Annotated in this window: 23 protein-coding genes; 13 read left to right on the top strand and 10 right to left on the bottom strand. The window is 73.0% G+C overall.

All coding sequences use genetic code 11. The annotated features are described in order from the left end of the window. Window positions 1-47 precede the first annotated feature (47 nt). The 3 genes from ACF06X_RS28435 to ACF06X_RS28425 form a co-directional block, all read right to left on the bottom strand. Window positions 48-1,196, bottom strand: a complete 1,149-nt coding sequence (locus ACF06X_RS28435; protein ID WP_392290140.1) for a hypothetical protein — start codon at window positions 1,194-1,196, stop codon at window positions 48-50. 214 nt (window positions 1,197-1,410) lie between these two features. Then, the gene (locus tag ACF06X_RS28430) at window positions 1,411-2,814 is read right to left on the bottom strand and encodes a VWA domain-containing protein (protein ID WP_392290139.1); all 1,404 of its coding nucleotides are present in this window, start codon (window positions 2,812-2,814) and stop codon (window positions 1,411-1,413) included. A gap of 2 nt (window positions 2,815-2,816) precedes the next feature. Then, entirely contained in the window at window positions 2,817-3,686 is an 870-nt protein-coding gene (locus ACF06X_RS28425) for an AAA family ATPase (RefSeq protein ID WP_392290138.1), read from the bottom strand. Between the two features lie 287 nt (window positions 3,687-3,973). Between ACF06X_RS28425 and ACF06X_RS28420 the strand changes: the two genes are divergently transcribed. The 3 genes from ACF06X_RS28420 to ACF06X_RS28410 all read left to right on the top strand — a co-directional run bounded on the left by ACF06X_RS28420 (window position 3,974) and on the right by ACF06X_RS28410 (window position 6,856). Continuing rightward, a complete protein-coding gene (locus tag ACF06X_RS28420; protein ID WP_392290137.1) occupies window positions 3,974-5,305 on the top strand; it encodes a PP2C family protein-serine/threonine phosphatase in 1,332 nt (443 codons plus the stop codon). A 158-nt stretch (window positions 5,306-5,463) separates the two neighbouring features. Next, a complete protein-coding gene (locus tag ACF06X_RS28415) occupies window positions 5,464-5,841 on the top strand; it encodes a luciferase family protein (protein ID WP_392290136.1) in 378 nt (125 codons plus the stop codon). Between the two features lie 76 nt (window positions 5,842-5,917). Continuing rightward, window positions 5,918-6,856, top strand: coding sequence for a YhjD/YihY/BrkB family envelope integrity protein (locus tag ACF06X_RS28410; RefSeq protein WP_392290135.1), 939 nt, complete (start codon window positions 5,918-5,920; stop codon window positions 6,854-6,856). Here the strand turns inward: ACF06X_RS28410 and ACF06X_RS28405 are convergent. Beyond that, window positions 6,822-7,655 carry an ABC transporter permease gene (locus ACF06X_RS28405; RefSeq protein WP_392290134.1) on the bottom strand — a complete coding sequence of 278 codons (834 nt, stop codon included), beginning with the start codon at window positions 7,653-7,655 and terminating at the stop codon, window positions 6,822-6,824. The two genes, ACF06X_RS28410 and ACF06X_RS28405, sit on opposite strands and share 35 nt — an antisense overlap. After that, window positions 7,652-8,563, bottom strand: a complete 912-nt coding sequence (locus ACF06X_RS28400) for an ABC transporter ATP-binding protein (RefSeq protein WP_392290133.1) — start codon at window positions 8,561-8,563, stop codon at window positions 7,652-7,654. Before ACF06X_RS28400 ends, ACF06X_RS28405 begins: the two co-directional genes overlap by 4 nt. 133 nt (window positions 8,564-8,696) lie before the next feature. Between ACF06X_RS28400 and ACF06X_RS28395 the strand changes: the two genes are divergently transcribed. From ACF06X_RS28395 to ACF06X_RS28385, 3 genes are all read left to right on the top strand, one after another. After that, window positions 8,697-9,896 carry a sensor histidine kinase gene (locus tag ACF06X_RS28395; protein WP_392290132.1) on the top strand — a complete coding sequence of 400 codons (1,200 nt, stop codon included), beginning with the start codon at window positions 8,697-8,699 and terminating at the stop codon, window positions 9,894-9,896. Further along, window positions 9,893-10,588 (top strand): response regulator, encoded by a 696-nt coding sequence (locus ACF06X_RS28390; protein WP_392290131.1) that lies wholly within the window; start codon window positions 9,893-9,895, stop codon window positions 10,586-10,588. Before ACF06X_RS28395 ends, ACF06X_RS28390 begins: the two co-directional genes overlap by 4 nt. 112 nt (window positions 10,589-10,700) lie before the next feature. Next, window positions 10,701-11,201, top strand: coding sequence for an NUDIX domain-containing protein (locus ACF06X_RS28385; protein ID WP_392290130.1), 501 nt, complete (start codon window positions 10,701-10,703; stop codon window positions 11,199-11,201). 78 nt (window positions 11,202-11,279) lie between these two features. Here the strand turns inward: ACF06X_RS28385 and ACF06X_RS28380 are convergent, their stop codons facing one another. Then, window positions 11,280-11,801, bottom strand: coding sequence for a hypothetical protein (locus ACF06X_RS28380; RefSeq protein ID WP_392290129.1), 522 nt, complete (start codon window positions 11,799-11,801; stop codon window positions 11,280-11,282). A gap of 224 nt (window positions 11,802-12,025) precedes the next feature. Here ACF06X_RS28380 and ACF06X_RS28375 point away from each other — a divergent pair, with 224 nt between their 5' ends. Together ACF06X_RS28375 and ACF06X_RS28370 are read left to right on the top strand one after the other, a co-directional pair. Next, complete coding sequence (locus tag ACF06X_RS28375) at window positions 12,026-12,250, top strand: hypothetical protein (protein ID WP_392290128.1); 225 nt, start codon at window positions 12,026-12,028, stop codon at window positions 12,248-12,250. A 98-nt stretch (window positions 12,251-12,348) separates the two neighbouring features. Further along, on the top strand, window positions 12,349-12,846 hold the full coding sequence (locus ACF06X_RS28370) for a peptidylprolyl isomerase (protein ID WP_392290127.1): 498 nt from the start codon (window positions 12,349-12,351) through the stop codon (window positions 12,844-12,846). A gap of 80 nt (window positions 12,847-12,926) precedes the next feature. Here ACF06X_RS28370 and ACF06X_RS28365 read toward each other — a convergent pair whose 3' ends face one another. Together ACF06X_RS28365 and ACF06X_RS28360 are read right to left on the bottom strand one after the other, a co-directional pair. Further along, entirely contained in the window at window positions 12,927-13,178 is a 252-nt protein-coding gene (locus ACF06X_RS28365) for a type B 50S ribosomal protein L31 (RefSeq protein ID WP_392290126.1), read from the bottom strand. Window positions 13,179-13,321: 143 nt separating this feature from the next. Continuing rightward, window positions 13,322-15,823: a SpoIIE family protein phosphatase gene (locus ACF06X_RS28360; protein WP_392290125.1), complete on the bottom strand. Its 2,502-nt coding sequence runs from the start codon at window positions 15,821-15,823 to the stop codon at window positions 13,322-13,324. Between the two features lie 267 nt (window positions 15,824-16,090). Between ACF06X_RS28360 and ACF06X_RS28355 the strand changes: the two genes are divergently transcribed. From ACF06X_RS28355 to ACF06X_RS28335, 5 genes are all read left to right on the top strand, one after another. Then, window positions 16,091-16,855 (top strand): alpha/beta fold hydrolase, encoded by a 765-nt coding sequence (locus ACF06X_RS28355; protein WP_392290124.1) that lies wholly within the window; start codon window positions 16,091-16,093, stop codon window positions 16,853-16,855. Window positions 16,856-16,930: 75 nt separating this feature from the next. Then, entirely contained in the window at window positions 16,931-17,440 is a 510-nt protein-coding gene (locus tag ACF06X_RS28350) for a DinB family protein (RefSeq protein WP_392290123.1), read from the top strand. Between the two features lie 84 nt (window positions 17,441-17,524). Beyond that, window positions 17,525-18,934 carry an FAD-binding oxidoreductase gene (locus ACF06X_RS28345; RefSeq protein ID WP_392290122.1) on the top strand — a complete coding sequence of 470 codons (1,410 nt, stop codon included), beginning with the start codon at window positions 17,525-17,527 and terminating at the stop codon, window positions 18,932-18,934. Between the two features lie 52 nt (window positions 18,935-18,986). Next, complete coding sequence (locus ACF06X_RS28340) at window positions 18,987-19,253, top strand: hypothetical protein (protein WP_158993015.1); 267 nt, start codon at window positions 18,987-18,989, stop codon at window positions 19,251-19,253. 112 nt (window positions 19,254-19,365) lie between these two features. After that, window positions 19,366-20,406 carry a LacI family DNA-binding transcriptional regulator gene (locus ACF06X_RS28335; protein ID WP_392290121.1) on the top strand — a complete coding sequence of 347 codons (1,041 nt, stop codon included), beginning with the start codon at window positions 19,366-19,368 and terminating at the stop codon, window positions 20,404-20,406. A 62-nt stretch (window positions 20,407-20,468) separates the two neighbouring features. Here ACF06X_RS28335 and ACF06X_RS28330 read toward each other — a convergent pair whose 3' ends face one another. Both ACF06X_RS28330 and ACF06X_RS28325 read right to left on the bottom strand, forming a co-directional pair. Further along, window positions 20,469-22,268 (bottom strand): glycoside hydrolase family 6 protein, encoded by a 1,800-nt coding sequence (locus tag ACF06X_RS28330; protein WP_392290120.1) that lies wholly within the window; start codon window positions 22,266-22,268, stop codon window positions 20,469-20,471. A gap of 15 nt (window positions 22,269-22,283) precedes the next feature. Beyond that, a complete protein-coding gene (locus ACF06X_RS28325; RefSeq protein ID WP_392290119.1) occupies window positions 22,284-23,840 on the bottom strand; it encodes a cellulase family glycosylhydrolase in 1,557 nt (518 codons plus the stop codon). Window positions 23,841-23,845: the final 5 nt, after the last annotated feature.

The raw sequence follows: 23,845 nt of genomic DNA, 5'->3' as shown, positions 1-23,845 counted from the left end.
TTCGACGGCTCACCGCTCCCCGTCCCAGCGACTCACATCGGCGTGCCTCACATAGACCAGCGCAGCACCGCGCCCAGGCCGCCGGCGGGCCCACGTACCCCGTCGGGCACCACGAGGACCTCGGAGTCGGCCGCCGCGGCAGCCCGCAGCACCGCGTCGTCCGCGCGCGCCTGCTCGGGACGCGGCACGCCCATCGCCCGCGCCTCGCCGCGCTGCACGGCGATGTCGTCGACACCGGGCCCGATCCAGACCGGGCGACCGCCGTCGGAGGCGCCCTGCGCCAGCAGCAGCGTCGCCACCTGATGGTTGCGCGCGGCGTCGACGACGGCGGGGATCCCCTCGGCCGCCTCCCCGGGGCCCGTGTCGACGGTGGAGGCGCGGTGCGCCCCCGGCTTGCCGCGGCCCATCTGGAACCGTTCGAGCGCCCTGCGCAGCCGGTTCTGCGTGAACTCCTCGCGGGCACGCTCGATCTCCCGGTCGAGCGCCGCCGTCGACGCGCCGGGGGACCGGCTGCCGTTCTCCGCCTCCACGGTCACGGCCTGGATCTGCTCGGGGAGACGCCCGTACACGGCCTTGCGCTCGCGCGGATCACCGCTCAGCACCAGAAGGTCGGCGCCGCTCTCCGGCCACCGCCGGGCCAGCTCGCCGGCGATGGCGGCGGCGGTCTCGTTCCAGCTGTTCTCGACCTTGTTGCGGTAATGCCATTCGTACCGGTCGGCGGGGATGCTGCGGTGGCCGCGGCCCTGCCACTCCTTGCCCTGCGCCTGGCCCACGTGCTCGCGGCGGAACGCCTCGCGCAGCTCCATGTCGGCGCCCGTGCGGTCGATGTACGCCACCAGGCACGTCGGCTGGTCGCCTCGCAGGGCGGGCAGCGGCGCCACGTGCGGAAGGATGGACCACCGGGCCTCGCCGGCGGGCGGGGCCACGGACAGCGGGACGTCGAGGACGACCTCGGCGCCGGAGGCGAAGAGCGCCCGGCCGGGCGGTGTGCCGGAGACCGGCTCATGGGACAGCCGCTCCATCACCGCTCTGGTGGTGTAGGCGTCGGCGCCCGCGTCGATGAGCTGGCCCGCGATGGAGCGCTCCCGGAGCTGCTGGACCTTGGCCCCGTCCTCTGTCGCGCGCGTGGTCTCGATGTAGACCGAGGCCCAGGGGCCCGGCCGGGTGAAGAGCGGTTTGAGGAATCCGAGTTCCATGACGTCTCCCAGACGCGTGGGTGCCGAGTACCGCCGGTGTACGGACAGCGTGCGCCCCGGTCGTCGAGCGTGCGGGGGGCTCGCGCCGTCCGCCCTCGACCTCGCGGCTGCCCCTCGCGTCCCGGCTGAAACCGCCCCGGGCGCGGGCGCTCCGGCGGGCGTCCCCGAGGCGTACCCCCCGTGTACCCGCGACTGCCCCGGCGTGGCTCGTGGCTCAGACGGGCAGCAGGCGGCCGATCAGTTCGCCGAGCTGACGTGCGTTGCGGCACGGGAGCATGTCGACCAGCTCGGCGTAGGCGAGCGCCGCCGAGTCGCCCGTCGACCACAGGGAGGGCTGCTCGGGGTTGAGCCAGTGGACGCGGCGGGCCCGGTCCTTGATGAGCCTCAGCGCCGCAAGATTCGGGTCCGTCATGTTCGTACGGGCGTCACCGAGGATGAAGACGGCGGTGCGCGGACCGACGGCGTCCGCGTACCGTTCGACGAACTCGCCCAGCGCGCTCCCGTAGTCGCTCTGCCCGTGCCAGCCGGTCAGCTCGGCCTCCGCGAGGATGCGGGCGCCCAGACCCGCCGGGTCGGCCGAGCCCCGGGCGATCAGGTCGGTCACCTCGTCGGTCCGGTTGACGAAGGCGAACACCCGCACCCGGCTGAACTGGTCGTGCAGCGCCTGGACCAGCAGCATCGTGAAGTTCGCGAACCCTGCCACGGACCCCGACACATCGCACAGCAGCACCAGCTCCGGCCGCCCGGGGCGACGGCGCCGCAACACCGGCCGCATCGGCACACCGCCGGTCGACAGCGAACCTCGCAGAGTCCTGCGCAGATCGATCCGCCCCCGCGCGGCGCGGCGGCGCCGGGCGGCGAGACGGGTCGCGAGCCTGCGCGCCAGCGGGTGCACCGTTCTGCGCAGCTCGTCGAGCTGGGCCCGGCCGGCGAGGAGGAAGTCGACGCTGTCCGCCGTGCCGCCGACCGCGCGGCGGGCGACCCGGTCCCGGCCCTGCCGCTCGGCGACCCGCCGGCGCGCCTCCGTGCGCACCTGCTCCCGGAACGCCTCGATGCGCCGCCGGATCTCGTCGTCCCGCAGCCGGTCGGTGAACGCCGGATCCCCGGGCTCCGCGTCCGGCGCGCCCCCTTCCCGGAGCATGGCCCGCACGCGCGCGAGCAGCGTCTCGGGACGGAGCCGGGCGAGGGTCTGGTACGAGGACCAGCCGTCCGACCCCGGCGAGGAGCCGTAACCGCCGAGGCCGCCCACCGCCTCGCCGGCGAGGCGGGCCAGCGCCGACCGGTCGTCGGCGGCGAGCGCGGCGGCCAGCCGCTCGCGCAGCGCGGCCGTGTCGAGGTGGCCCACGGCGTCGTCCGCCACCGGGCCGGCGCTCGCGGGAAAGTACAGGTCGAAGACCCGGTCGAAGAGCGCGCGCTGCCCCTCCTGGTGCAGGAGCGTGGCGGAGAGGGCCTCCCGCATCCGCTCCCGGTCGTCGAACCCGACGGCCTCCAGGGCGCGGCCCGCGTCCACGCTCTCGCCGGTCCCGATCCCGAACCCGTGCGCGCGCAGCGCCCGCACCAGGCCGGTGAGCCGGTCGGTCACCCCCGCCGCGGCCGCCCCCGTCCCCGTCGTCGGCACCGTCACACCGTGTCCAGGTCGAGCTTGGCCGCCGCCTTCAGAATGTCGTCCTGGTGCTTGAGGACCACGCCCAGGCTGTCGCGTACCACCGTCTCGTCCAGCGTGCCGGCGCCGAGCGCGAGCAGTGTGCGGGCCCAGTCGATCGTCTCCGCGACCGAGGGGACCTTGCGCAGGTCCATCGCCCGCAGCGCCCCGACCACCCGCACGACGGAGGCGGCGAGCGTCTCGTCCAGACCGGGCACCCTCATCGTCAGGATCCGGCGTTCGAGCTCCGCCTCGGGGAAGCCGATGTGGAGGAAGAGGCAGCGGCGGCGCAGCGCCTCGGACAGTTCGCGGCTCGCGTTGGAGGTGAGGACGACGAAGGGGCGCCGGGTGGCGGTGATGGTGCCCAGTTCGGGCACGGTGACCTGGAAGTCGCTCAGCACTTCCAGCAGCAGGCCCTCCACCTCGACGTCGGCCTTGTCGGTCTCGTCGATCAGGAGCACGGTCGGGTCGGCGGAGCGGATCGCCGTCAGGAGCGGACGGGAGAGCAGGAACTCCTCGCTGAAGATGTCCGTCCGCGTCTCGTCCCAGGACTCCTCGCGGCCCGCGGTGATGCGCAGCAGCTGTTTGGCGTGGTTCCACTCGTACAGGGCGCGGGACTCGTCGACGCCCTCGTAGCACTGGAGTCGTACCAGCCGGGCCTCCGCGACGCGGGCGACGGCCTTGGCCAGTTCGGTCTTGCCGACCCCCGCCGGGCCCTCGACGAGCAGCGGCTTGCCCAGCCGGTCGGCGAGGAAGACGGTGGTGGCGACGGCGGGTGAGGCCAGATATCCGGTCGCGGCGAGTCGCTCGGCGACGTCGTCGACGGAGGTGAAGTACCCGGTCGCCATCGGTTGTTCTCCCCAGGAGCGGCGGTTGTCCTACTGGCCGGTAGCCACGGGTGTACTCGATCAGCTCCGGCCCGGCCGCACAACCGTCCCGACGGCGATTGCGGCCGACATCACGGGCCCGTCGGCGGCGTCCTCGTGTGGCGACCAGCGCCGGAACAGGCCAGCCATGGCTATAGGGTTACGGAAAGTCACACCCGGTCCGGCTGGTGCGGCGCGCGGGCGCGCGGGGCCGCTGGTCCAATGAGAGGTGTGCGCTGCTCGGGGCCCGTCGCGGCGGTGGAGGTGTCTTGTCGGAGCGAGCGGAGGCGCCGGTCTCCCCGGTGGAGGAGCACGCCGCGGCGCTGGCCCGGCTGCGTGCCGTGGCCGCCGCGATCGGGGAGATCGGCACGCGCCTCGACGAGCGGGCCGTCTGCGAGGATCTGGCCGCGTTCCTCAGCCGGCACGGGTACGACGCGGCGGCCGTGGACGTCCGGCCGGAGGACGGGGCCTCCTGGGTGCGCGCCGCCGTCGCCGGGCCGTCGGAGCTCGTCGACCACGTGAAGCCGACGCGGGAGGACGGGCCGGGCCGCGCCTACCCGGACGCCGAGCCGGACGGCCGGCCCGTACGCGTGGTCCGGGCCCCGCTGGAGTGGCAGGGCCGGTCCCTCGGCGTCGTGACCGCCGTGCGCCTCACCGGCGCGCCGAGCGGCCCGGCCTCGCGCGTCGAGGAGCACGAGACGGGCCTGGTCCAGGACGCGGCGCGGACGGCGGCCTCGCGGGGCGAGGAGCACGAGACGGGTCTGGTCCAGGACGTGGCGCGGACGGCGGCCTCGCGGGGCGAGGAGCACGAGACGGGCCTGGTCCAGGACGTGGCGCGGCTCGCCGCCGCGCACCTCGCCCACGCCCGCAGCCTCGCCGCGACCGAGCGGACCGCCTACCACCTGCAACAGGCCCTCGTGGCGGAACCGGGCCGGCCGCACCCCAACCTGGAGATCGCCGGCCGCTACCTGCCCGCCGGCGCGAGGACGCTGGTCGGCGGCGACTGGTTCGAGACCGTACGCCTCCACTTCGGCCGGAGCCTCCTGGTGGTCGGCGACGTGATGGGCCACGGCCTCGACGCGGCCGTCGACATGAACGCGTACCGCTCCGCGCTGCGGGACGTGGCCTCCACGGACCTGCCGCCGCACCGCGTGCTGCGCCAGCTGGACGCCGTCGTCGCGGAGCACGGCACCATGCGACCCGCGACCTGTCTGCTCATCCAGATCGACCCCGCGCGCGGCGCCGCCACCCTCGCCAGCGCCGGGCACCTGCCACCCGTGATCTTCGCGGCGGACGGGTCCGCCGACCTCGTCGAGGTGCCCGTCGGTCCGCCGCTGGGCACGGGCGTCGCCGGATACGAACCCGTGACCCGGACCCTGTCCCCGTCCGACACGCTGCTGCTCTTCACCGACGGCCTGGTGGAGCGGCGTGGCGAGGACATCGACGTCTCCCTCGCACGCCTCTCCACGCTGCGGCTTCCCGCCGGCTCCGGACCCGAGCGGGTCGTCGAGGAGGTGCTCCAGCGCCTCGACGCCCGCCGCGCCGAGGACGACGTCGCCGTCCTCGCCGCGCGCATCCGCGAGCGCCACACCCCTCAGTGACACAGCTGCCGGGAAGCGGCCCCCCGGAGTCCACGGCCCGGCGCGTTCGAGGCTCCGGGCGCCCCCTCGTGTCACCACGAGGGGCTATTTCACGCCTCGGCGCGATTCTTTCGGCAGGACGCTTGTGCGGGGGCGCCGATCCCGGGCACGCTCCAGCTATGAACACCGCCAGGCACGCCGGTGAACGCCTGATGAGCTGGCCCTCGCTGATCGCCGGACGCGCCCGTTGCGGCGCCGAACTCGGCCTGGGCACCACGACCCACGACATCGTCCACTTCCACGGTGAGCACGAAGCCGACGTCCATCTGACCCACGCCATGATCGCGAAGCTGCGGCCGGCCCTGCTCGGCTCCAGCGCCGTGCGACTGCGCGCCGGCTCCGGGTGGGTGACGGTCCGTCTCGACACGGGCTCGGACATCGATCTCCTGGCGACCCTGGTCAGCGCGGCGCTCCAGGCCGCCGACCGGGGCCCGGCCGCCCCTGCCGACACGACGTCGGACCGCTGCACCCGTATGTGCCTCACCACCGGCCGCTGACCGCGAGGAGCGGAGAGAGCGCCCGTTCGGCGGCATGCCGGAGGTGTCCCGGCTCCCTGCGGGTACTCCCCGTGGCATGCCCTCCACTTCCGGTGCGCCGCACGACGGCGCCCCCGCCGAGCACGGTCACTGGTTCCACCGGCTCCATCGGGCCGTCGTGACCTCGGTCCTGGGGCTCGCCTGGTACCGCGGCCGCGAGATGGAACTGATGCACCGTGCGATGGGCTTCGCCGCGCTCAGCCTCCTCACCCTCGTCCCGCTCCTCATCGTCGTCGCCGCCGCCGACCTGGCGAGCGGTCAGGGCTTCGCCCGGTGGCTGGTGCAGGGCCTCGGCGTCGCCGAGGTCTCGCAGGAGGAGGTCGAACAGCTCTTCGGCAGGCCGGGGCAGGCGCTGCAGCGGACCACCGCCTTCGGTCTCGCCGCGCTCGCCGCGTTCGGCGTCACCTTCGGGTCCGCCGTGCAGACCGGGTACGAACGGGCGTGGGACCTGCCCACCGCCCGCTGGCACACCATGTGGCGCCATGTCGTCTGGCTCGCCGTCCTCGTCGCCGCGCTCCTCCTCTTCGTCGCCACCCCTCCGCCGGTGGACTCCTCCGCCTCGGTCACCCTCCTCGTCGCGGCGGGGGACGTCGTCGGAGCCTTCCTCTTCTTCTGGTGGTCGCAGCGCTTCCTCCTCTGCGGCCGCATCCGCTGGCGCGCCCTGGCCCCGGGCGCCATCTGCACGGCCCTGGGGCTCCTGGGGCTGCGGATCTTCTCCCAGTTCGTCTTCTCCCCGCTGATCGCCTCCAACGCGGTGACGTACGGCCAGTTCGGGACGGTCCTCGTCCTGCAGTCCTGGCTCGTCGGCGTCGGCTTCGTGGTCTACGGCGCCGCCCTGGTCGGGCGCCTGATCCACGAGCACCTGGTCCGGGGCCGCATCGACCGCCTGCCCGCCGAGCTGCCCCCCGAGGACCGGGACTTCGGCCAGGACGACGACGACCTCACTGGTCCCGGCGGTGCACCACGGTCACCGTGACCACTCCCGCGACCAGCGTCCACACCCCGTACACCAGCCACGCCCCGCCCACGGACCAGGGGAAGGCGACCTCGTACGGTCCGGCCTGCACCAGCCGCATCCAGGCGCGGTACGGCAGGGTGTGGGCGACGACGGCCGTGGCGTGGCGCTGGTCGCCGACGACCGACGGCACCAGGAGCAGCACGAGCACGGTCACGACCATCGTCGTGGCGCTGTGCCGGACCAGGACTCCGACGGCCATCCCGACGAGCGCCGAGACCGGTGCGAGCGACGTGGACGCGACGACCAGCCGCAGCGCGCCGGGCTCGTCGATCGAGAGACCCACGTCCCGGCCCGACAGCACGGCCTGGGTGACGGCGAACGACACCCCCGAGATGATCGCGCCGGCGCCCGTCGTGACCGCGAGGACGACGACCACCTTGGCCGCCGTCACGGACCTGCGGGCCGGAACGGTCGCGAACGTCGTGCGGATCATTCCGGTGCTGTACTCGCCGACGACCGTGAGGGCGCCGATGGCGCCGAAACAGAGCATCAGGACCATGGCGGCGTTGGCGGTGAAGGCGTCCCCCAACGCCATCCGGTCCGCGACGAACGAGGCCTGTCCGTCCGGGCCGTAGCTCGGGAACCAGCGGTAGTGGTCGTAGGCCGTGCCGACGTTGAACGCGGTGACGGCGAGCCCGCTCAGGAGCAGGGACCAGGGCGTCGAGCGCAGCGACCACAGCTTGAGCCACTCGGAGGCCAGCAGGTCGCGGAACCGGGCGCGCGCTTCGACGAGCGGCGGAAGCTCGAGGGCGGTCATCGGGCTTCTCCCGCGAGGTAGTCGACGCTGTCGGCCGTGAGTTCCATGAACGCCTCCTCCAGTGAGGCGCTGTGCGTGGTCAGCTCGTGCAGCGGGACGTGGTGGCGGAAGGCGAGTTCGCCGATCCGGGCCGCCGGGAGCCCCGTCACCGTGAGCAGCTCGCCGCCCGCGGTCTCCACCGAGGCGCCCTCGGCGACCAGCAGCGGCGTCAGCGCGGTGGCGTCAGGGCTCACCACCGTCACGCTCGGCCGGGTGCCCCGGGCCGAGAACGCGGCCAGGCTCTCCGCCGCGATGAGCTCACCGCGGCCCACGACCACCAGATCGTCGGCGGTGTGCTCCATCTCGGACATCAGATGACTGGAGACGAAGACCGTACGGCCCTCCCCGGCCAGCCGCCGGAACAGCCCCCGTACCCACTTCACCCCCTCCGGGTCGAGCCCGTTGAGCGGCTCGTCGAACACGAACACCGGCGGATCGCCGAGCAGCGCGGCGGCGATCCCCAGCCGCTGCCGCATCCCGAGCGAGAACCCGGCGACACGGCGCCGGGCCGCACCGGTCAGGCCGACCTCCTCGAGGACCGCGTCGACCCGGGCGAGCGGGATGCGGTTGCTGCGGGCCAGCACGCCCAGATGCGCCCGGGCCGTACGCCCGCCGTGCACATCGCCCGCGTCGAGGAGCGCGCCGACGTGCCGCAGACCGCGCTCGCGGTCCCGGAAGGGTCTTCCGCAGACCGTGGCGGAGCCGCTCGTCGGCGCGTGCAGGCCCAGGACCATCCGGAGCGTGGTGCTCTTGCCCGCGCCGTTCGGACCGAGGAAGCCGGTGACCCGGCCCGGTCGTACCGTGAAGGTGAGCCCGTGGACGGCGGTCGTGGCGCCGTAGCGCTTGGTGAGTTCCCTGACTTCGATCATGGGCACCACGGTGCCGCCGGGGACCCGTCCCGGGCATCGGACCACCGAGGACACTCCTGACCGCCGCTTGTCGTCCCCGGGTGTACGACCCCGGCCCGATGCCCCGCCCGTCGCCCGCCGATACGATCACCGCATGCCCGCCACCCCCACGCTTCCGCTGCTCAAGAAGGTGTCACCGGGCGGCTGGACGGTGCTCGCCTGGTGCGCGGGCGCGCTGTTCACCTTCCTCATCCGCACCCAGCTGCCCGGCGAGAACCGCCCGGCCGTCAGGGCCGGAGTCGTCTACCTCCGCTGGGACGGCCTGACGTTCCTCGCCCTCGCCACCGCCCTCGTGCTCATCGGAAGCCGGCGCCTGCTCACCCGCCCGACGAACGCGCTCGCTCTGCTCCTGACCGGCTCCGTCCTCGCGACCGTCCCACTGAGCGTGGGAGAGATCCCGCTCGCCCAGTTCCTCGCCGTCGACGTGGCGTTGTACGTCATCGCCGCCAACGGGCCGCGCCGGACGGGGATCAAGGCCCTTGTCACGTCGCTCGGCGTCCTCGTCGGCTTCGTGGGCACCCGACTGGCCTTCGGCTGGGACGTCGGCACCTCGGCGGAACTGGCCGTGGCCCTGACGACCGTCATCGCCTGGCTGATCGGCGACGCGGCCCTGCAGGCCCGCGCGCACGCCGAACAGGCGCGCGCCCAGGCGGCGGAGCAGGCCGTCACCGACGAACGGCTGCGGATCGCCCGCGAGATGCACGACATGGTCGCCCACAGCATCGGTGTCATCGCCCTGCAGGCCGGCGCCGCGGCACGGGTCGTCCACACCCAGCCGGCCGGGGCGCGCGAGGCGATGATCGCGGTGGAGAGCGCGAGCCGGGAGACCCTGGCGGGGCTGCGCCGCCTGCTCGGGGCCCTGCGCGCGCAGGAGGGGCCGGACGGCTCGGCCCTGGAACCCCTGGCCGCGCTCGCGGACGTCGAGGCGCTGGCCGCCGCGACGACGGCCGCCGGGGTCCGCGTCGACGTGGAGTGGCGGGGCGAACGCCACCCCTTGCCCCCGGACATCGAGCTCTCGGCGTTCCGCGTCATCCAGGAGTCGGTCACCAACGTCGTACGGCACGCGGGCGCCGCCTCCTGCCGGGTGACCGTCGACCGCCGCGGGGGCGAGCTGAGGATCGAGGTCGTCGACGACGGCCAGGGCGACGCCGCCGCCGACGCGGGCGGCGGCTACGGCCTCGCCGGCATGCGTGAGCGGGTCGCCCTGCTGCACGGCGAGTTCGCCGCCGGCCCCCGCCCCGAAGGCGGCTTCCGGGTGACCGCCCGCCTCCCCGTACCGACAGGAATCCGATGACCGGCCCGACCACCGCCGCTGCCCCCGCCCACTCCGACGTCGTACGGATCGTCCTCACCGACGACCAGCCCCTGATCCGCACCGCGCTGCGGATGGTCATCGCCGAGCTGCCCGATCTCGAAGTCGTCGGTGAGGCGGGGAACGGCGCGGAGGCGGTCGAACTGGCCGCGTCCCTCCGCCCCGACGTGATCGTGATGGACCTCCGCATGCCCGGCACGGACGGCATCGAGGCCACCCGCTTGATCACGGCGCGGCCCGGCCCCACCCGTGTCCTGGTCCTGACCACCTTCGACGACGACGACCACGTCTACGGGGCGCTGCGCGCCGGGGCGAGCGGCTTCCTCGTCAAGGACATGGGCCTCGACGAGATCCTCGCGGCGATCCGCGTGGTCGCCGCGGGGGACGCCCTGATCGCGCCGAGCGTCACCCGCCGCCTCATCAAGGACCTCGCGGGCCGGCCCGCGCCGGGCACGCCACGACGCCGAGAACTGGCCGCCGTCACCGACCGCGAGCGCGAGGTGCTCACCCTCATCGGCAGCGGCCTGTCCAACGGCGAGATCGCCGAGCGGCTCTTCATCAGCGTCGCCACCGCCAAGACCTACGTGACCCGGCTGCTCGCCAAACTCGACGCCCGCGACCGGGTGCAGCTCGTCATCATCGCGTACGAGACGGGTCTGGTGTCCGTCGACTGAGCGGCCCGTCATGATCACACGATCCGGTGACGCGGCCCCGGGGCGGCGGGAGAGGGCCGCGGGACCGGTTGGATGGAGGTGATCCACCGGCCCGTCGAAAGAGAGCTGCCCCATGGCGAACACCTGGCTGCCGCCCGCCGAGTACGTCGCGACGCTGCCGAGGGCGACGGCGTACGCCTGCCTCTACTTCACCGACACCGACGGCCGGCCCTTCCAGTTGCGCGCCACGTACCGCACCGATCTGTGGCAGTGGCCGGGCGGCAACATGGACCCGGGGGAGACGCCCTGGCAGACGGCGGTACGGGAGTGTCACGAGGAGACGGGGATCGTCTTCACGGGTGAGCCGCGGCTCCTCGGCACCCATTTCGTGTCCGACCGGGGCGAGGAGTGGCCGGCCAACCACATCGGCTTCATCTTCGACGGCGGCACCCTGACGGATGAACAGCTCGCCGGAGTCGTCCTCGACCCCGACGAGCACAGCGAGTTCAGGGTCCGCACCCTCGCTGAATGGCAGCGGGAGATGACCCCGCGGAACTTCGCCCGGCTCGCCGAGATCGACCGTGCCCGCCGCTCGGGCACGACGGTGTACGTCGAGACCGCCGCCGACATCTGAGAGACCGCGGACCCGGCGGGGAAGCGGGGTAGGCGGCGGGCCCTTCGCCGGGACGGGCCCCGCCGCCGTGTCGTGCGGTCAGGCCGGGCAGCCGACCGGATGGGCGATGTCGAGCACGAAGCGCTCGGGCGAGTGGAGCGTGAAGGTCTTGTACGCGGGCTTGGTGTCGAAGGCCGCTCCGATGGTCACCACGCCCTCGAAGTCGCCGGTCAGGGCGACACCCTTGAGCATGGGCAGATGGATCTTCAGGAGCCGGGGTCCCTCGTAGACGGACCGGCCGGACTCGTTGTGGGCGGCGGCGGGGGAGAGCTTGATCTCCAGGAAGTACTTCCCGGCGAGCGGAACCCTGGCGCCCGAGCCGTCGTAATGCAGGGCGTTGACCGGGGTGACGGTGACCGGAGGCATGGTGCCCCGGACGTCGACGACGAGCCGGTCGAACGTGGAGTGCCCGCCCCAGCGGGCGTTGACCACGAGCGCGGTCGACGGCTGGGTCGTCGCCCGGGACCGCTCCGTGGCGGCGTCGGCGGGGATCGTGGCACCGATCCCGGCGGTCAGCAGAATGCCGGCGGCCACGGCCGCGAGGCGTTGACGATGGAGCATGACGCCCCCCTTCTTTCCTGCGATGGGGGCAGTGGTGTCACAAGGAGAGACATCCAGCACAACCATACGGTTGCAGGGGTATGGCGGGGAATAGAGGGAGATGTCCTGAAGTGGGGAGGTCGGGGCCGGGGCGGACTCGCCGCCGTGCGCCAGCTCGCTCCGCTCGTCCCGTACGCGTCGGAACGAGACCGTAACCCTCGCGCCCCTCGACAGTTGACCAGGGCATGAAGAAGCGCAGCATGCTCGCCATCGCCTCCCTCGCCGCAGGCGTCGTCACCGCCCTCGTCACCCCGCCGCCCCACGCGACCGCCTCGGATCACGGCACGACCGGCACCGGCACGACCGGTCTCCTGCAGAACGACACCGCGCTCGGCACCCTCGCTGAGGAGGCAGGACAGCTCGTGGCGGAAACGCCGCTCAAGACCCCGAAGGTCGAAGGACTGGCGTGACACCCCCGATCCCCGCGCCTCGCCCAGAGGCGCGGGGATCCGCCGCGTAGCGGCAGGCCGTGCGCGCGCGGCCGGAACAGGAATGACAGGATGTCCCCATGAGCAACAACGTTTACTTCGACATCACCATCAACGACGAGCCCGCCGGCCGGATCGTCTTCAAGCTCTTCGACGACGTCGTCCCCAAGACGGCCCAGAACTTCCGCGAGCTCGCCACCGGCGAGCACGGCTTCGGCTACGCCGGCTCCCCGTTCCACCGGGTCATCCCGCAGTTCATGCTGCAGGGCGGTGACTTCACCAACGGCAACGGCACCGGCGGCAAGAGCATCTACGGCGAGAAGTTCGCGGACGAGAACTTCCAGCTGAAGCACGACCGGCCGTTCCTGCTCTCGATGGCGAACGCGGGCCGCAACACTAACGGCTCCCAGTTCTTCATCACCACTGTCGTGACCCCCTGGCTCGACGGCAAGCACGTCGTCTTCGGCGAGGTCGTCGAGGGTCAGGACCTGGTCACGAAGATCGAGTCCCTCGGCTCGCCCTCCGGCGCGACCAAGGCGAAGATCGCCGTCGCCGCGTCCGGCGTCGTCGAGGCCTGAGCCACGACCACCCGATCAGCGTCGCCCGACCGCCCCCGCGAACCTCTCGCCGGGGCGGTCCGGCGTCTCCCGATCAGTGGTCAGGAGGGCTCGTCGCCGAAGCGCCGTTCGAACTTCGCGATCCGGCCCTCGGAGTCCACCGTGCGCGCCTTGCCCGTGTAGAACGGGTGGCTCTCCGAGGAGATCTCGACGTCGACGACGGGGTACGTCTCGCCGTCGTCCCACTCGATGGTCTGCTCGCTGCTCGCCGTGGACCGGGTCAGGAAGGCGAACCCGGCGGAGCGGTCGCGGAAGACCACGGGACCGTACTCCGGCTGCTTGTCCTGCTGCACGTCTCCTCCTCGGGCTGCCTGCTGCTGGGCCCAGCCTCGCCGGGCACCGGCCGGCCGACCAGCACCGACGGTCCGACCGGGTGACGTCTCCCGCCGTGCCCCCGCCGTGCCCCCGGCGTTTCCCCGGCCCAGCTCGGCCGCGATCAGGAGGAGCGCGACCAGCGGGCGGCCAGGAGGAGGGCGATGTCGTCCGGGCGGTCGGCCGCCTGGCGGGCGTCGCGGATCAGCCGGTCCGCCGTCTCCGTGAGCGCGACCGAACCCGAGACGGAGAACGCGCGCCGCAGCCGCTCGACCCCTTCGTCGATGTCCGTCCCCGGATGCTCCACCAGACCGTCGGTGTAGAGCGCGAGCACCGCTCCCGGCTCCAGAACCAGCTCGGAGACCGGGAAGGTGGCGTCGTCGTCGATGCCGAGGACGAGACCGCCCGGGAGATCCAGCACCTGCGCCGTTCCGTCCGGTCGCCGCAGCAGGGGCTGCGGATGGCCCGCCCGTACGGCCTGGACGACGCCGGTCTCCGGGTCCAGCACGAGGTAGCAGCAGCTGGCGAACTGCCCGGGATCGAGGTCGATCAGCAGCCGGTTGGTGCCCCTGACGACCTCCTCGGGGGCGAGGCCGGCCAGGGAGAACGCCCGTACCGCACTGCGCAGCTGGCCCATGGTGGCCGCGGCGGCGACGCCGTGGCCCTGGACGTCACCCACGACCAGGGCGAGCAGCCCCCGGTCCGTCTCGATCACGTCGTACCAGTCACCGCCCACGTCCATGCCCTGGGTGCCCGGCAGATAGCGCGCCACCGTGTCGACCTGGTCGCGGACCGGCAGCCGGTGGGGCAGCAGGGCGTCCTGCAGCCCGCGGGCGAGCGCCGCCTCGCTGTCGTAGCGCCGGGCCCGCTCCAGCGCCTGGGCGATGAGCCCGGCGAGCGCGGTCAGTACGGTGCGCTCCTCCGGGCTGAAACCGCGCGGCCGGTCGAAGCCGAGGATGCAGGAGCCGACGGGACGGCCCGAGGCGATCAACGGCAGAAACGCCCGGGCGCCCGTGTTCGCGTCCAGCGGCAGCCCCGGATAGGCGCGGCTCAGCTGCTCCATCGACTCGTAGAACAGCGGGCGCCCGGTGGTGAGCGTCTCCACGCCGGGCAGATGGGCGTCCAGGCCCACACCGTCGAAGGGCTCCAGGAAGCCCGGCGGGAAGCCGGTCTCCCAGGCCAGGTACAGATGGCGCTCGCTGAGCAGATAGATCGCCAGCTGACGGCCCCCGAACGCGGGCAGCAGCTCGTCGGTGACCACCGCCGACACCTGGCGGGCCGTGACGGCCTCGGTCAGCGCGATCGCGAGCGCCACCGGCCGGTAGAGCGCCGTCGCCCGGTCCGCCGGGGAGCCCAGACCGGCGTCCGGCCGGGTCACGGACCCGGGACGGTAGGCGGGGTCCGCCTCCGGCAGGAGCACCAGCGTCACGCCGTCGTGGCCGGGATAGAGCGAGACCGTGAGCCACTCGTGCTCGGAGGCGTGGGCCAGGAAGTGCACCGGATCGTCGGACAGGAGCGCGGCCCGCAGGTGCTCCTCGTGAGCGGGATGATCGAACCAGGGCAGGGCCTCCCACACCGTCCGCCCGGCGAGCGAGCCGCGGGGGCGGCCGAGCAGGGCCTCGGTGAGGTGGTTGACGTAGGTGATCCGGCCCAGCCGGTCGATCGCCAGGATGGCCCGGGGCAGCCGGTCGGTGGCGTCCGAGCCGACCAGACCGGTGCCAAGGTCGACCAGGGAGCCGGTCAGCACGCCCGGCCGGCCGCTCGGGCTGGCGCGGGCGGAGACCTCCAGCAGGTGCAGTCCGCCGTCGGGCCCCTTCAGCCGGAGCCGGCGCGCCACCTGGGTGCCCGACTCGGCGGCCCGCCGGGCCATCGTCCACAGGGCGTAGGTGTCCTCGGGCGCCAGGCGCTCCGTGAGCGCGTCGATGGTGCCGGGGAAGGACCCGCCGTCGCCGAGGATGGTCCGCAGCCCGGCGTCGGCGGTCACGGCGCCGGTGTCCAGGTCCCAGTCGAAGTAGCCGATCCGCACGGGCGGTGTGCCGCCCGAGGGCAGCTGGACGCACACCGGCTCGCCGGGCCATTCGACGGAATGGCCCCGTGCGGCCAGGTCGGCGAGGGCCGCCGCGAGCCGCCGGGCCTCCCGTGCCATCCGGGTGCGGTCCCGGGCGTTGACGGGGACGCCGGGGGTGGGCGTCCGCAGGACGACGAGGACCCCGAACCGCTCGCGGCCGCTGACGATCGGCGCGTACAGAGAGGCGAAGGGGAACGGGAGACTCGCCACCAGCTGCGGAAACTGGCGCATGGCCTCCTCGGCGTCGGCCAGGTGCACCGGCTGGCCGGAGCGGTGCACCTCCGCGACGGGAAAGGGCCGGTTCACGTGCATCCGCCACCAGGGACGGAAGAGCGGGCCAGGCAGCCCGGCCAGCACCGACATGCGGAGCAGGCCCGGAGTCCCGGACCGCAGATAGACCGCGCCCGCGTACCCGCCGACCGCCTCGATCGTGCGCAGCGCGGCCTCGGCCGTGACCAGCGGCAAGGCATCGAAAGGCCCCCCGTCGGCGTCCGTTCTCCAGGGCGTGGCCCCGGTCTCGGCCGACGGGCCCGGGCCGGCCACGCCGTGCGACGTCACACAGCCAGGATGCTCCCCCACCGCGGACCCCCGCATCTCGCGCGGGCGGGGTGGGCGGGGTGGGCGGGGCGGGCACGGCGGGCACGGTCACGGACCGTCGCCGCCGTCACGCGGGGCGTGGGGGCGTACGGGTTGCGCGGGGCGCCTGTGCGGGGCGGCGGGTGCGCCGACCGGCGCCGGCAGGCCCGCGCCGGAAGGTTGACCCGCGTTCGGTGGCTCGCGAGACTCGATCGTCGGCGATGGCGTGCACGGTGATCGGGGGGCGTGATGACGGGCCAGGTTCTTCCGTACGACGTACAGGGCAGCGGGTCCCGGCGGGCACTGGTGCTGCACAACTGGTTCGGCGACCGCACGAGTTTCGACCCGCTCCGCGCGCACCTCGACGGTGACACCGGTACGTACGCGTTCCTCGACTGCCGCGGATACGGCGAGGCGATCGGCGCCGAGGGCGCGTTCACCATGGAGGAGGTCGCGGCGGACGCCCTGGCCGTCGCCGACGACCTGGGCTGGGACTCGTTCTCGGTGATCGGCCACTCCATGGGCGGCAAGGCGGCCCAGCTGATGCTCCTCGACGCGCCCGCGCGGGTCCGTTCGCTCATCGGCATCTCGCCCGTCTCCGCGGCGGGCTTCCCCCTCGACGGCGCGAGCTGGGAGCTATTCGCGGGCGCGGCGGAGGAGCCCGGCAACCGACGGGTCATCATCGACACCACCACGGGCGGCCGGTACGACGACGCCTGGCTGGGCCAGGTCGTCGAACGCTCGCTGGAACGATCGTCGGCCGCGGCCTTCCGCGCCTATCTGGACTCCTGGTCCCGCACCGACTTCCACCACCGGGTCAAGGACAACCCGACCCCCGTCCTGCTCGTCGTCGGCGCCCACGACCCGGCGCTGGGCGCCGCGGCGATGGAGGCCACCTGGCTCCGGTGGTATCCGAACGCCCGGCTCGAAGTGCTCCCGGAGGCGGGCCACTACGCGCCGGAGGAGAGCCCTCGGGCGCTCGCCGAGGCGATCGAGGCCTTCCTCGCCGGCTGACGGCCGGCGGCCCGGCGCGGGACGGCCTGGAGTAGGGTCCGCTCCGGACGTCCGACAGGGGAGAGGAGCATCGCGGTGAGCACCGACGACCGTCCTGAGCCGCCCCACTCCGGGACCGAGCGCGAGACGCTGCGGGCCTTCCTGGAGTACCACCGGGCCACGCTGGCGATGAAGTGCGAGGGCCTCACCGACGAGCAGCTGCGGGAGCGTTCGATGCCGCCCTCCACGCTGTCGCTGCTCGGCCTCGTGCGGCACATGGCCGAGGTGGAACGCGCCTGGTTCCGGCGGGTGTTCGAGGACGGCGAGGCCCCCATGGTCTGGTCCGACGAGGTCGACTTCCAGGCGGCCTACGACGCGAGCCGGTCGACGCGCGCCGAGGCCTTCGCGGCGTGGGAGGCGGAGGTCGAGACCTCCCGCCGGATCGAGCGGGAGGCCGAGTCGCTGGACCTCGTCGGGCATCAGCCGCGCTGGGGCGAGGACGTCTCGCTGCGGATGGTGATGGTGCACGTCCTGCTCGAGTACGGGCGCCACAACGGCCACGCGGACTTCCTGCGCGAGGGCCTCGACGGCACCGTGGGCGCCTGAAGGGCCGCACGCGCGGTAAGAGGGTGCGGGCGGTGGGCGCCGGTGGGAGGCTGGCAGGAGAGGCCGATCGGTCGAGGAGCGATCATGGGCACAGCCCATGCGGAAGCCGCCCGCGCGGACCGGGCCGCCGTCCAGGAGCTGGAGCGGACCTTCGCCGGCAGGCTCGTCCGCCCCCACGAGCCCGCCTACGACGAGGCCCGGCGGATCTGGAACGGGTCGATCAGCAAGTTCCCGGCCCTCGTCGCCTACTGCACCGGAGTCGCCGACGTCGTCGCCGCGCTGGAGTGCGCACGACGCGGCGGACTGCCGGTCGCCGTCCGCAGCGGCGGCCACAGCTTCCCCGGCCAGTCGCTGTGCGAGGGCGGGATCGTCATCGACCTCTCGGCCATGAACGGCATCCGCGTGGACCCGGCGCGCCGCACGGTCCGGGCCCAGGCCGGTGTGCTGCTCGGCGCGCTCGACCGGGAGACCCAGCACTTCGGCCTCGCCGTGCCCTCGGGCATCGTCACGCACACCGGTCTCGCCGGACTGACGCTCGGCGGCGGAATCGGCTGGCTCATGCGGAAGTACGGACTCACGATCGACCAGCTGCTCTCCGCCGACCTGGTCACCGCGGACGGAACCTTCCTCCAGGTGAGCGGCGAGAGCGAGCCCGAGCTCTTCTGGGGGCTGCGGGGCGCGGGAGGCAACTTCGGCGTCGTCACGGAGTTCGAGTTCCGGCTCAACCCGGTGGGCCCCACCGTGCTCGCCGGACCGATCCTCTGGCCGCTCGAAGAGGCACCGCAGGTGCTGCGCTTCTACCGGGACTGGATCACCGACGTCCCCGACGAGCTGACGACCATCGTGGTCCACCGCAAGGCCCCGCCGCTCCCGGCCATCCCACCGGACCTGCACGGCCGGCCCGTCATCGCCGTCGTCAGCTGCTACGCCGGGGACATCGAGAAGGGGCAGGAGGTGCTGCGGCCCCTGAAGGCGTTCGGGACACCGCTGCTCGACCTGTGCGTCCCCAAGCCGTACACGCAGCACCAGGCCATGTTCGATCCGTCCTTCCCCCATGGCTGGTGGTACTACGTCAAGGCCTGTGACGTCGACCGGCTCACGGACGACGTCGTCGACATCTGCGCGGAGCACGCCCTGCGGGTCGCCTCTCCCCTCTCGACCGGCGGCGTCTTCCACCTCGGCGGAGCCGTCGCCCGGGTGGGGGAGGACGAGACCGCGTACAGCGGGCGCGGTGTCGGCCACACCTTCAACATCAACGGCAACCGCACCACCGCCGAGGGCTTCGAGGAGGAGCGGGCCTGGGCACGCGACTGGTGGTCCGCGCTCCGGCCCCACCACGCCGGCGTCTACGTCAACTTCCTCATGGACGAGGGCGCCGACCGCGTCGAGCAGGCGTACGGCCCGGAGAAGCTCCGGCGGCTGCGCGCGCTCAAACGGCAGTTCGATCCCGCCAATGTCTTCCGCTCCAACCAGAACATCGCTCCGGCGGAGTGACCGGAGGCCCGTGACCGGGCGAGTGTCAGTGGCGGGTGCGATGCTGCCGGGTATGGACGAGCTGATGCGAGGCCGCGTGTACGGCGCGGACCACGACGACCCCCATCCCGGGCCGAGGCCGGGGCACGTCTACCGCGAGCTGGTGGCCGGACCCCTGGACGGGCTGCTTCTCGACGTCACCGGCTGGACGACGGAGCAGCTCCAGGAGGGCGCCGCCCTCGCCACCGAGATAGGTACCTACGGCCCGGGCGGCAGCGCCCGGTACGGCCCGCGCGAGGGGGACCCGTACCACTGGGACTGGGAGGGCGACACCCGTTAGGGCCGTCAGGCCCGCCGATGCCCCCTGCGGGGTGAATCGATTCAGTCGCTCGTTGGTACGATCCCGTCGACGAGTCGGACGGTTGGACCGGTGAAGAGGCGGGACACGACAGGTGAGTCGTACGGCAGGAGCGGCGGGCGCGGGCGCCGGGATCAAGGACGTGGCGCGGGAGGCGGGCGTCTCCGTCGGGACGGTCTCGAACGTGATCAACCGGCCGGACCTCGTCTCCGAGCGCACCCGCCGTCACGTGCGCGAGGTCATCGACCGCCTCGGCTATGTGCGCAGCGAGTCGGCACGCCAGCTGCGCGCGGGACGCAGCCGCCTCCTCTCCCTCCTCGTCCTCGACATGGGGAACCCGTTCTTCGTCGACCTGGCGCGGGGCGCCGAGCGCACCGCGCGCGCCGCCGGGCTGAGGGTGATGGTCTGCAACAGCGACCAGAGCCCCGCCGCCGAGGCGGAGTACCTCTCCCTCTTCGCCGAGCAGCGTGTGCACGGCGTGCTGGTCACCCCGGCCGACCCCAGCGGCGCCAACCTCCAGGAGTTCCGGCGGCACGGCATCCCCTTCGTCCTCGTCGACCGGGTGGCCGGCGGGTCCGGCGGCTGCTCGGTCTCCGTGGACGACGTCGCGGGCGGTGCGATGGCCGTCCGCCATCTGCTCTCCCTCGGCCACCGCTCGATCGCCTACGTCAGTGGTCAGGGCCATCTCCTCCAGGTGCGCGACCGGCGCGCCGGCGCGCTGGACGCGCTCGCCGAGGCGGGCCTGCCCCCGGAGGCGCTGCGGGAGATCGACGCCGACCGGCTCGACGTGAACTCCGGCCGGGACGCGGGAGCGCGCCTGCTCGGCATGGCCGAGCGCCCCACCGCCGTCTTCTGCGCCAACGACCTGCTCGCGCTCGGCGTGCTCCAGGCGATGTACGCGGCGGGCGTACGGGTTCCCGAGGACATCGCCATCGTGGGCTACGACGACATCGAGTTCGCCGCCGCGGCCGCCGTCCCCCTCACCTCCGTACGGCAGCCGGCCGCCACGCTGGGAGCCATGGCGACCGAGCTGCTGCTCGACGAGGCCGGTGAGCAGGGAGCCGCCCACCGGCACCAACAGGTCGTCCTGCGTCCCGAGTTGGTGGTACGGGGATCGAGCCAGGTCCGCCGCTGAGCACGGCCGGCCGGCCGGAACCGGGGTCCCGGCCGGCCGGGTCCGTCACGTGACGCGGTGCGTCACAGCGCCGGGTGGGCGTTCTTCAGCAGCTCCTGGAACTGGGCCGAGAACCACTTGCCCGAGAGCGGCGCGTCGGGCAGCGCGCCCGACATGCTGTTCCCGTTGCGCGCGTTGCCCGTGTACGTCGGGTCGCACATCCGGTCGAAGCCCTTGCCCTCGTCGTTCGGGATCTCCTTGCTGGCGCCGTCCGACTCGCCCGGGGGCTTCATCCACACGTACGCGTCGATGCCCGCGGCCGGGGCGGCCTGCGGCCGTTCGCCGAGCCCCGCGCCCGACTGGTTGCACCAGTTGCCGAGGTGGATGCGCCGGTCGTAGCGGCCGCCGTTGACGTACGTGTCGACGTTCGTCAGCGCGCCGGGACCGCTCGGCCGGGCCGTGCCGCCCCAGCCGTTGCGGGAGGTGTCGATCAGCATGCCGAGGTTGGCGTCGAAGCCGATCGAGACCAGCTTGGCGCGCATGGCCTGGGCGTACGACAGCTCGTCGGTGTACCGGTTCCAGTCGACCCACTTCGACTGGCGCACCGAGACGCCGTTGACCGAGTCCTCGATCTTGAAGTGGTCCTCCTTCAGGGCGCTGTAGTTGGCGGTGTTGACGATGAAGCCGTGGACCTTGGAGACCGTGGAGCCCTCGGCGGTCGCGGCCTGCTTGAAGAGTTCGGCCGAGGGGCCGAAGTTGTCGTCCCAGCCGAGCCAGCCGTGGTGGCCCGCGTCCACGTAGTTGTAGACGTTGGCGATCGAGCCCAGCTTGTTGAGCGCGTAGCCGACGCCCTTGACGTAGTTGCCGTTGGCCTTCATCACATCGCAGTTGGCGGTGGCCGTCGGGCGCCCGGAGACATTGGTGACCAGGTTCGGCAGGGAGTCGATCTCGACGGTCGTCACGATCCGCAGGCCCGCGTACTTGGGGTCGGCGAGGATCGCGGCGATGGGGTCGATGTACTGGGTCTTGTAGCGGTCGATCTCGGTCGGGCCCAGTTCGCCGTTGGAGGCGAGCGCGGCGCAGTCGCGGCCCGGCAGGTTGTAGATCACCAGCTGGACGACGAGCTCGCCGGTGCCCTTCTGGACCAGAGCCCGGTCGAGGTGGTCGCGCAGGCCCATGCCGCCGTTCACGCCGGCGATGGCGGCCGTGCGGTCCAGCCAGACGCCGGTGGGCTGGTTCGAGACCTTGGTCCCGCCCGGCTCGGCCGCGGCCTTGGCGGACCACTCCGGGTTCACGTACACCCTGGCGCCGGCGTACGGGTTGTCGGCCTTGGTGCCGGCCGGCGGCGGGGTGGTCGGCGGCGTCGTGGGAGGCGTGGTGGGAGGTGTGGTGGGAGGTGTGGTGGGCGGGGTCGTCGGGGGAGTGGTGGGCGGCTGGGTGGCGCCGTTGCAGGTGACGCCGTTGAGGGTGAAGGTCGCCGGGACGGCGTTCGTGCCGCTGTAGGAGCCGTTGAAGCCGAAGGAGGTCGAACCGCCCGTGGCCAGGCTTCCGTTGTACGAGAGGTTCTTCGCGGTCACGGCGGCGCCCGACTGGGTGATCGTGGCGTTCCAGCCCTGGGTGACCTTCTGGTCGCCCGCGTAGGACCACTGCAGGGTCCAGGCGCTCAGCGGGTCACCGGTGTTGGTGACGACGACATTGGCTCCGAAGCCGGAGTTCCACTGGTTGGTGATCTGGTACTCGACCTTGCAGCCCGCGGCGGCGGCGCCCGCGGTGGTCGTCATGACGGTGGCGGTGGCGCCGGTCGCCGTGATCAGTCCGATGGCCGCCAGCAGGGCGGTGCGGCCGGTGGTACGGCTCGTGGTGCGGGTGGTCGTGCGGCTCATGTCGAGGGGTGCCTTTCAGTTCAGGGCGCGCAGGTGGTCGCGCAGCCCGATGCCGAAACTGGTGGGGGTGCCGTCGTACGAGGTGATCAGGGCCGGTCCCGAGGAGCAGTTCCACGTGTTCCAGGTCCAGCCGAGGTACGACAGGGAGCGTTCGTCGAACCACTTCATGACGCGGTCGATGAAGGCGTGACCGCAGGTGTTCTCGCCGATCTCGCCGGCGACGAGAGGGACCCGGGCGGCAACCGGGGCGAGGGTGCTGTCCCAGCAGCCCTCGGTGGAGCAGGTGTTGAAGTTGTAGACGTGCCAGGCGGCGGCGAGATTGCCCGCCGGGTCGGTGGGGGCGTGGCCGAGCCACTGGCTCAGGTCGTTGGAGTAGGCGATGCCCGGGACGAGGACGAGGTTGCGGGCGCCCGTCGCACGGACGGCGTCCACGAGGTCCTGCATGCCGGCCACCTCGTAGCCGATGCCGGGGCAGCTGCCGCCGTCGCGCCAGCACGTCCAGGCCTGGGCCGCGGTGGAGGTGGCCCGGTCGGGATAGGGCTCGTTGAACAGGTCGAAGACGACACGGCGGTCGCTCTTGAAGGTGTCGGCGACCGAGGTCCAGAACGCCGGGGTGTACCGGGCGTTCGGCATCGGCTTCTGGCAGGAGGCGTGGATGTCCGCGCAGCCGGACGAGTTGCCGGTGTACTGGCCGTACGTCCAGTGCAGTTCGACGATCGGCGTCATGCCGTGCGCGAGCACCTTGTCGACCAGGCCCTTGACGGCGTTGACGTAGTTCGCGCCCCGGTACTCGGGTTTGATGTTGTCCAGGCCCAGCCAGCACTCCTCGTTGAGCGGGATACGGACGGTGTTGGCCTTCCAGTCCGCGATGGCGCGGACCGACGCGTCGTCGACCGGGCCGTCGAAGAAGCCGTAGCCCTGGACGCACATGAACTCACCGCCGGAGCGGTTGACGCCGAGAAGCCGGCGGGTCGCGCCGTTCTGGTCGGTGAGCCGGTTTCCGCTGACGCTCAGCTCGGGCGCGCCGGTGACGGGCCCGGGCGGATCGGTGGGATTCGTCGGCGTGGGCGTGGGCGTGGGCGTGGGGGTCGGGGTGGGCGTCGGAGTAGGGGTCGGGGTGGGTGTCGGGGTGGGTGTCGGGGTCGGCCCCGGGGCGACGTCGCAGGCCGTGCCGTTGAGGGTGAAGGCGGTCGGCGCGGTGTTGGCGCCCGACCAGGACGCGAGGAAGCCGGCGGTGACGCGCGCACCCGTGCCGAGCGAGCCGTTCCAGCTCTCGTTGACGGCCGTGGCCCGCGCCCCGGTCTGGGACCACGTGCCGCCCCAGCCCTGACTGACCCGCTGACCGGCCGGGAAGTCGAAGCCGAGGCTCCAACCGCTCAGCGCGGCGCGGTTGTTGGTGACGGTGACGGACCCCTGGAAGCCGCCTGCCCACTGGCCGACGACCGAGTACTCCACCGTGCACAGAGGCGCGGCCACTGCTCCTGAGGCCGTACCGACGACGGCGAGAGCGGTGCTCGCCATCGTGAGCGCCGCTCCCGCGAGCAGCGCGGACAAACGCGGGGGATGTCGCATGAGCG

The sequence above is a fragment of the Streptomyces sp. NPDC015346 genome (assembly GCF_043078785.1).
In the GTDB taxonomy this organism is placed as follows: Bacteria; Actinomycetota; Actinomycetes; order Streptomycetales; family Streptomycetaceae; genus Streptomyces.
Note: the sequence above shows the minus strand (reverse complement) of the source record. Positions and strands in the feature narration are given on the sequence as shown.